Source organism: Aeromonas sp. 600948, from assembly GCF_049174875.1.
Taxonomy (GTDB): domain Bacteria; phylum Pseudomonadota; class Gammaproteobacteria; order Enterobacterales; family Aeromonadaceae; genus Aeromonas; species Aeromonas veronii_A.
This window is the reverse complement of sequence record NZ_JAAKTY010000008.1, coordinates 156337-162336: the sequence shown is the minus strand read 5'-3', so window position 1 is coordinate 162336 and position 6000 is coordinate 156337. Positions and strand designations below refer to the sequence as shown.

The following is a 6000-nucleotide window of genomic DNA, read 5'->3' as shown; positions in this document are numbered from 1 at the left end:
GGTCGTTACTGGGATCGAACCAGTGACCCCCTCCTTGTAAGGGAGGTGCTCTCCCAGCTGAGCTAAACGACCTGGGAATTCTGTCTCCACCGAGTGGAGAAAATGGTGGGTCGTGCTGGATTCGAACCAGCGACCAATTGATTAAAAGTCAACTGCTCTACCGACTGAGCTAACGACCCTCACCACGACCAGTTCCGACTGCATTACTGCTTCGGCTCTGACGGCGGCCTATATTACGGATTTAAATTTCCGGTGCAACAGAAAATTCGTAATTTAAATCCGTTTGCTCACTGTGCGTACAAATGCAGGCTGTTTTTACAGTAGCGTTACGAAAACAGTGACATACAGCAATGTTACAGCTTGCTCAGACTCTGTTTGGCCAACTGGGCCGGCGAGGTGTTGGGATAGCCCTTGATCACCTGCTCATAGAAGGATTTGGCTTCCGCCTTCTTGCCATCCAGCTGCGCCAGCATACCCAGCTTCAGCAGCGCATCGGCTCGCTTGGGGGATTTGCTGTATTTGTTGGCCACGGTCGAGAACTGGGCCGATGCACCGGCTCTGTCACCCTTGTTGAACAGCAACTGGCCGAGCCAGTAGTGTGCATTGGGAACATAGCCCGAATTGGGGTACTGCTTGATGAAGCCCTGGAAAGCCGGAATGGCTTTGTCGTAGTTCTTCTCTTTGAGCACCATGTTGACCGCTGCGTCGTAGGCCTGATTCTCATCCTGATTGGTTGAGTAATTGGCGGCAGCAGCCGGTGTGGCAGCAGCAGGGGCCGGGGCGGCTGGAGCAGCCTGCTGGCTGCTGGCAACCTTGTCGAGCTCCTGATAGAGCTGACGCTGGCGCTCTTGCGACTGTTCCATCTGGTAGGTCTGCTGCTCCAGCTGACCACGCAGCTCGGAAACCTCCCCTTGCAGGGAGTCGACCTGTTGCTGCAATTCAGCTTGCAGTCGCAGACGGGCATTGAGGGTGCGCTCCAGCAGGGCAACCCGATCTTCCAGGCTACCGGTGGGCACGATGGCGCCGTTGTTGCCACTAAGGACAACGCCACCACCCGAGTCACCGCCCAGATCGCTGACAGGAGCCGCAGCTTGCGCATTCAGAGCAACCATTACGGCCAGCGCAACGACAGCTTGCTTGTACACAGATTTCATTCGGATCAAACCTTAGCGTTTAGTACAGATAAAACGGCCAGCGCCATCGTCGCTCGCATATGCAGATTTCATTCGGATCAAACCTTGGCGTTTAGTGCAAATAAAACGGCCATCGAAATGGCCGCTTGCATATAAACGAACTTCGTTCGGTTTAAACCTTAGTAAACCAGAACCGCGCGGCGGTTTTTGGCAAAGGCATCCTCGGTGTGGGACATGTCCAGCGGCTTCTCTTCGCCATAGCTGACGATGGAGAGCTGCTCGGCCTGCACACCCAGGGTTTGCAGATACTTGGCAACAGCCTTGGCACGACGCTCGCCCAGGGCGATGTTGTACTCGGGAGTACCGCGCTCGTCGGCGTGACCTTCGATCAGGACTTTAACGCTCGGGCGCTCGCGCAGGTAGCTGGCGTGGGCATCCAGCAGATCAGCGTACTGACCCTGGATATCGTAACCGTCGAACGGGAAGTAGATCACGTTGTCACGTTGCAGTGCTTCGAACTTCTGACGCATCTGCTCTTCCGGGGACAACATGCCGTTGGCGCCGCCGGTTTGTACACCGCCCATGCCGTCGGTCATACCTGATTCGGCGCCAGCGGCGTCGGAATCAGAAGAAGAACTACAAGCGGCCAGGGTGAACAGTGGCAGTGCGATGGCCAAACCCTTGAGCAGTTTATTGAGTTGCATGCTATTTCCTTAAACCTTTATAACAAAACAAAAAACAATTGGATTTTTATCAATTCAAGAAGGGCGACCAAGCTGGTGCACGAATTTCACCGCTACTGGTCGGAAGCACAGCCTTGAAGCGACCATCAGTCGACACCAACGCGAGACTCTTACGACCCTGATAGATGGTGGCATAAATGATCATGCTGCCATTGGGAGCCACACTTGGCGACTCATCCAGAGCACTCTGGGTAAGGACCAACAGGGCATTGTTTTCCATGTCCTGACGGGCAATACGATACTGTCCCTGAACACGGGTCACCATCACCATGATTTTGCCATCAGGAGTGATGGATGCACCCTGGTTGGATTCACCTTCCCAAGTCATCCGGCGAGTCATACCAGTCGCCAAATTTACGCTATAAATCTGGGGTTTGCCACCACGTTCAGAGGTGAACAACAAATTTTGCCCATCCGGCATCCAGGAGGGTTCGGTGTCGATCACACGGCTGGTTGTGACGCGGGTCAGCTGCTTGCTAGCGACATCAACCACATAGAGGTTCGGTGAACCATCTTTGGAGAGAACGATAGCCAGACGACGACCATCCGGAGACCACTCCGGCGCCCCGTTAATACCGCGGAAACTGGTGATCAGGCTGCGCTGCTGGGTGTAGATATCCTGCACGTAGATTTCGGACTTCTGGTTCTCGAAGCTCACGTAAGCCAGCTTGCTGCCATCCGGCGACCAGGCCGGAGACATCAACGGTTCGCGGGAGCGCAGCAGGGTCTTCTCGTTGTAACCGTCGTAGTCAGAAATGCGCAGCTGGTACGGGAACTGGGTACCCTGCTGTACGGAGACGTAAGCCAGACGGGTCAGGAAGGCACCGCGCTCGCCAGTCAAACGCTCATAGACGATGTCGGAGATACGGTGGGCAAACTGGCGCATCTGGGCACCCGGGATGGTCGCCATACGGCTATCCAGAATGTAACCGTTGCTCTCGCCACCTTGTGCCTTGGCCAGCTGACCCTTCAGCACATCGACCAGCTCGAAGTTCACCTTGTAGGTGCCGTCACCGACTGCCGAAATGGAACCCACCACCACGGCTTCAACCCCTTGGGAGGCCCAGGGAGCGAAGTTGATCTCGCTGCTGCTGCTCGGGGTCTGCGGCATCTGGCCACGGGCCAGCGGCTTGAATTTGCCGCTGCGCATCAGGTCGTTGGAGACCACTTCCGCGATGTCCTGCGGCAACTGCCCGTTGCCTTCCCACTTGAAGGGGGCGACAGCGATGGGGCGTGCGCTATCAATACCGCCGGTGATGACGATGTCCAGGGCCGCCTGGGCACTCTGGCCCAGCAACAAACAGCCAACCAAAGCAAAAAATACTTTTCTGATCATGGCTTAAATACTCGGTTCCAATAAAGATGAGAGGTTAAATTCCTTTCTCGGCGAGAGGTTGCCAACCGGAGGCAAGCAACCTCGTTTTATCACGCTTAGATACTCGGTTCTAACTTCAGGTTAAATTCCTTCAACATCTCGAATGCCGCAGGATCCTTGGGCACTGGCAGTTGATTGGCTTTCAAGACAGCCGCCTTACCCGAACGACAGACCGCCGGGTCACCCTGGCCGTTATCTACCGATATGACAAAGCCACTGCTCGCAAGACGTACGCCGATAGTACATGTTTTGCCCCGCATGGTGGGATCTAAAATCATATACCGCTCAACAGTGGCCTTGATGAGCGCCGCATACTTGTCGACCTCACCTTGTGCCGCTGCAGAGGCAGCCTGGCTGCGGGCATTGGCTTCAGCCGCCAGCTGCTGCTGCATCATGGCTTCCATCTCTTTTTGCAGTCTGGCCTCCTCGGCCGCTTTGCGTTTGCGTTCTGCCGCGATCTTGGCCTGCTTCTCGGCTTCAGCCTTGGCTTTCTTCTCTGCGTCAGCTTTTGCCTTTTTGGCTGCCTCTTCCTTGGCCTTCTTCTCAGCCTCGGCTTTGGCTTTTTTCTCAGCCTCTGCCTTGGCTTTCTTCTCTGCCTCAGCCTTGGCCTTCTTGTCAGCTTCCGCTTTCTTGGCTTTGGCCTCCTCGGCTTTAGCCTTCTCTTCCGCCTGTTTTTTCTCGAGCTCTTTCTTTTTCTTCAGCGCCAGTGCCTTGGCCTCTTCAGCAGCCTTGCGCTCGGCTTCCGCCTTCTTGGCCTTCTGCTCTTCCAGCTTGCGGGCCTCCTCGGCTTTCTGCGCCTTCTCTTCCGCCCGCTTCTGCTCGGCAACTTTTTTCTGCTTCTCAGCCTCGGCCTTGCGGGTCGCCTCTTCTGCTTCTTTCCGCTTGGCCTCGGCAATACGCAGCCGTTCCTGCTGCTGGGCTAGTTCGCGTTTGGCAAGATCCGTATCTTCCTTATCCTTCTCTTTCTCTACCTTCTGCGGCTTGGGCTGAGCTTTCTGCTGCTGGATCTGCTTGGCCTGCTCGTTGAGGAAGTTCTCATCAAGCATGACGGCATTGACGATCTGCCCCTTCGATTCGGGTCGTTTCGGTTTGCTGAAATCGAGCCCGACAAACAGGATGATGCCGATGATCAGGTGCAGCAGAAACGACGCGATGAGATAACCGGAAATACCACGCTTCACATCCATCTCCGTTAGTTCACCGGATCTGTCATCAGGCCAACCTGAGGCACACCCGCATTCTTGAGGGCCACCATCAACAGGATCACCTCTTCGTAGCGCACGGCCTTGTCACCCGCGACCACCACGGGGGCATTCTGGTTGATCGCCAGATAGCCCATGGCTTTTTCGGTGATGTATTGCTGCATCGCCTCTGGCGTGCCACTTGGCACCGGCTCGTCATCGGCTTCGCCAGCCTTGATGACATACTCGCCTTCGGTATTGACGCTTACGATGAAGGGCGGCTTGGCATCTTCCGGCAACTGCTCGGACTCAGCCTGCGGCAGATCCACCTTGACCCCTTGCGTGATCACCGGCGTGACCGCCATAAAGATGATAAGCAGCACCAGCATGACGTCGATATAGGGAACCACGTTGATCTCGGCCACCTTCTTGCGCCGGATCCGCTGATAGGTTTGCATTACTGATCACCCTGCTGCTGAGCAATTTGACGGTTCAGAATGGTGGTGAACTCGTCCATGAAGTTGGCGTAGGCGTTCTCCAGCCGCTCGACCTTGTTGGAGAAGCGGTTGTAGAAGATTACCGCCGGGATAGCGGCAAACAGACCCATGGCGGTCGCAATCAGCGCTTCCGCGATACCCGGTGCCACCATCTGCAGGGTGGCCTGCTGCACCTGACCCAGGGCAATAAAGGCGTTCATGATCCCCCATACGGTACCGAACAGACCGATGTAGGGGCTGATGGAGCCGATGGTCGCCAGCACCGGCAGGTTGGATTCCAGATCATCCACCGCACGGGAGAGGGAGACGCGCATGGCACGGTAGGTACCATCCATCACCGCATCCTGACCACGGGCCCCGGCCTTGAGCAGGCGGGCATACTCCTTGAAGCCGGAGTAGAAGATATCTTCCATGCCTTCGATATCATCGCGGCGGGAAGAGGACTCCTGATAGAGGCGATTGAGATCGACCCCTGACCAGAAGCGATCTTCAAACTGTTCCGATGCGAGATTGGCCGCCTTGATCGCCTTGGAACGCTGGATAATCAGCGCCCAGGAGACAATAGACATGCTCATCAGGGTGATCATGACCAGTTTTACCAACAGGCTGGCTTGCCAAAACAGGCCAATAAACGAAATTTCAGCGTGCACTTAACAGCACTCCCTTGATTTTTTCAGGTATAGCTACAGGTTTCATTTGCGGATGACTTACACAGGCTATCTGTACCAAAGCCTGGGTGACGAGTCGTCCATCAGCCGCCAGGATCTGCTGCGAAAAACGCAGGGATGCGCGTTTCACTTCAATCACTTGCGTTAATACATTCAATAGTTCATTAAAACGGGCCGCCGAGCGGAAATCGATCTCAGTTCGGCTCACCACGAAGGCATATCCCTCCTGCAGCCAGACGTCCTGTTCGACCCCTTTGGCACGAAGAAACTCGGTGCGAGCACGTTCCATAAACTTGAGATAATTGGCGTTGTAGACGATGCCCCCGGCATCGGTGTCTTCGTAGTAGACACGTACCGGAAACTCAAAGACTTCCCCCATAACAATCTGTGATCCATTCGACAG

General features: G+C 55.4%; 7 protein-coding genes and 2 tRNA genes. All 9 read right to left on the bottom strand.

Annotated elements, in window-relative coordinates:
• The 9 genes from G5182_RS09490 to ybgC all read right to left on the bottom strand — a co-directional run bounded on the left by G5182_RS09490 (nucleotide 1) and on the right by ybgC (nucleotide 5976).
• Nucleotides 1–72 (bottom strand) — tRNA-Val (locus tag G5182_RS09490).
• 31 nt (nucleotides 73–103) lie between these two features.
• Nucleotides 104–179: transfer RNA gene (locus G5182_RS09485), tRNA-Lys, on the bottom strand.
• A 174-nt stretch (nucleotides 180–353) separates the two neighbouring features.
• The gene (ybgF, locus tag G5182_RS09480) at nucleotides 354–1154 is read right to left on the bottom strand and encodes a tol-pal system protein YbgF (protein ID WP_167571264.1); all 801 of its coding nucleotides are present in this window, start codon (nucleotides 1152–1154) and stop codon (nucleotides 354–356) included.
• Between the two features lie 158 nt (nucleotides 1155–1312).
• Nucleotides 1313–1837, bottom strand: a complete 525-nt coding sequence (pal, locus tag G5182_RS09475; RefSeq protein WP_005304908.1) for a peptidoglycan-associated lipoprotein Pal — start codon at nucleotides 1835–1837, stop codon at nucleotides 1313–1315.
• Between the two features lie 49 nt (nucleotides 1838–1886).
• Entirely contained in the window at nucleotides 1887–3212 is a 1326-nt protein-coding gene (tolB, locus tag G5182_RS09470; protein WP_005335728.1) for a Tol-Pal system beta propeller repeat protein TolB, read from the bottom strand.
• Between the two features lie 95 nt (nucleotides 3213–3307).
• The gene (gene tolA, locus G5182_RS09465) at nucleotides 3308–4438 is read right to left on the bottom strand and encodes a cell envelope integrity protein TolA (protein WP_216979490.1); all 1131 of its coding nucleotides are present in this window, start codon (nucleotides 4436–4438) and stop codon (nucleotides 3308–3310) included.
• A gap of 5 nt (nucleotides 4439–4443) precedes the next feature.
• A complete protein-coding gene (gene tolR, locus G5182_RS09460; protein ID WP_005335733.1) occupies nucleotides 4444–4890 on the bottom strand; it encodes a protein TolR in 447 nt (148 codons plus the stop codon).
• Nucleotides 4890–5567: a protein TolQ gene (gene tolQ / locus G5182_RS09455; RefSeq protein WP_216954450.1), complete on the bottom strand. Its 678-nt coding sequence runs from the start codon at nucleotides 5565–5567 to the stop codon at nucleotides 4890–4892. Before tolQ ends, tolR begins: the two co-directional genes overlap by 1 nt.
• 1 nt (nucleotide 5568) lies before the next feature.
• Entirely contained in the window at nucleotides 5569–5976 is a 408-nt protein-coding gene (ybgC, locus tag G5182_RS09450; RefSeq protein ID WP_005343212.1) for a tol-pal system-associated acyl-CoA thioesterase, read from the bottom strand.
• Nucleotides 5977–6000: the final 24 nt, after the last annotated feature.

Coding starts and splice junctions, on each gene's coding strand:
- ybgC (WP_005343212.1), bottom strand. CDS start 5,976: ATGGGGGAAGTCTTTGAGTTTCCGGTACGTGTCTACTACGAAGACACC.
- tolA (WP_216979490.1), bottom strand. CDS start 4,438: ATGGATGTGAAGCGTGGTATTTCCGGTTATCTCATCGCGTCGTTTCTG.
- tolR (WP_005335733.1), bottom strand. CDS start 4,890: ATGCAAACCTATCAGCGGATCCGGCGCAAGAAGGTGGCCGAGATCAAC.
- tolB (WP_005335728.1), bottom strand. CDS start 3,212: ATGATCAGAAAAGTATTTTTTGCTTTGGTTGGCTGTTTGTTGCTGGGC.
- pal (WP_005304908.1), bottom strand. CDS start 1,837: ATGCAACTCAATAAACTGCTCAAGGGTTTGGCCATCGCACTGCCACTG.
- ybgF (WP_167571264.1), bottom strand. CDS start 1,154: ATGAAATCTGTGTACAAGCAAGCTGTCGTTGCGCTGGCCGTAATGGTT.